Origin of the sequence: Rhizobium acaciae, assembly GCF_025941625.1 — a bacterium.
In the GTDB taxonomy this organism is placed as follows: Bacteria; Pseudomonadota; Alphaproteobacteria; order Rhizobiales; family Rhizobiaceae; genus Rhizobium; species Rhizobium acaciae.
This window is the reverse complement of sequence record NZ_JAPCZO010000067.1, coordinates 1-1,796: the sequence shown is the minus strand read 5'-3', so window position 1 is coordinate 1,796 and position 1,796 is coordinate 1. Positions and strand designations below refer to the sequence as shown.

Sequence of the window (1,796 nt, the reverse complement as noted above, 5' to 3'; positions counted from 1 at the left end):
GGCTTGACCCCGAGCCCGATCAGATGATGGGCCAGCCGGTTGGCCCGCGCGTTGAGTTCGCCATAGCTCACCCGCTCGTCCTCATGCACCACCGCCACCGCCTCGGGCGCCTGGCGCACCTGCGCCTCGAACAGCTCGTGGATGCACCGCTCCGAGGGGTAAGGCGCCGCCGTCCGGTTCAGCTCCTCCAGCAAATAGGTGCGCTCGGTCGCCGGCAGGATGTCGAGCTCTCGCACTGGCGTGTCAGGGGCATGCTCGAGCGCCTCGGCCAGTTGCTCGAGCGCCCGCTGCATGTAGCCGCACACCCGATCCGCGGAGACCGGCTCGACCACCTGCGCGGTGAGGCCGAGCGCCTCGCCATAATCCTCAACCGACAAGGTCAGCGGATAGTTGGTGCGCTCCTCGCCGCCCAGCCATTCCACGCCGGACAGACCATCATCGGTTGTCGTGCCGGCCACGGCCGCCGGCGTGTTGTGGCGGTAGTTCAACAGCGCGCTGAACAGCGGCGCCGGTGCTGCAACGCCGCTGCAGCGTTGCGCCAAGGCCAGCGAGGCATGCTCGTGTGTGAGCAGCTCGGCAAGCCGTGCATGGGTGCTGCGCAGACTTTCCTCAACTCCGGTCCCATCCAGATCCAGCCGCACCGGCAGGGTGTTGATGAACAGGCCCATTGTGCGATCGGCGCCCGTACCCGCCTGCATGCGGCCGAACAGCACCGTGGCGAACACCACCTGCTCGCGCCCGCTGCTCAGCGCCACCACCTGGCCCCAGGCCAGATGGCAAAGGCTCGCCAGGCTTACTCTCAGCCGCCGAGCCTGGGCCCGCAGCCGGTCGTTCAGCGCCTGCGGCAGCATCCGATGCGCCTCGCCAACCCCGCTGCCGTCGCCATGCACCTCGATCAGCCCGAACGGCAGCGTCGGCTCGTCGATGTCGGCCAGCATCGTCCGGAAGAACGCTTCATGCTCTTCGGACGAAACGCCGAGACGGGCCTGCGCCACCAGATTGCGGAACGGCTGCGGTGCGGCCAGCGCATGCCCGCGCCCTTCCAGCACCGCCCGCACCTCGGCATGCATGACCTCCAGCGTCGTGTGATCGCCGATCAGATGATGCTGCAGCTCCAGCAGCAGCCAGCGTGTGCTGCCCGGCTCGCGCGCGATCACAAACCGCAACAAGGGCGCCCGGCCAAGATCGATGCGATACTGACGCGGATCGAACCGGCGCTTCAGCTGCTCACGACCGGGACCGTCATTCTCGTCCAGCTCGACCTCGCTCACATCCAGGGCCGCCTTGCGCCAGACCACCTGCGCCGGGCTCGACAGTCCCTCCCAGACAAAGGCCGTGCGCAGAATGTCGTGCCGGTCCACCACCTGCTGAACCGCAGCAAGGTAGCGATCGAGCACACCGCGATCGGCAAAGGCCATCTCACTGACGAGCAGATACGGATCGCCCTGGCTGGCCAGCAGATGGTGGAACACAATGCCGTCCTGCAGCGGCGACAGGCCATAGATATCCTGGATGTTGGCGACCCCGCCCGGCACCGTCGACACGATCCGGTCGATCTCCTGTTGGGTCAGATCGATCAGCGGCAGCATCTGCGGCGTGATCGCCGCGCTCTTCTCGCCGATCAGGTTGGCAGGCACCGCCACCTCGTGATGGCTGCCCAGGCTGGCGGCCAGATCGCAAAGCACCGGGGTGGCGAACAAGGTGCGCACCTCCACCCCGAGCGACAGCCGCCGCAGCCGCTCCATCAGCTGCACGGCCAAAAGCGAATGGCCGCCGAGTTCGAAGAAGTTGTCGTG

1 protein-coding gene is annotated in these 1,796 nt (G+C 67.3%); it reads right to left on the bottom strand.

The genetic code is table 11. The features are described 5' to 3' along the window. Positions 1 to 1,796, bottom strand: a 1,796-nt coding sequence (locus tag OLZ32_RS39075; RefSeq protein ID WP_264425719.1) for a condensation domain-containing protein, incomplete at both ends; no start/stop codon positions are given.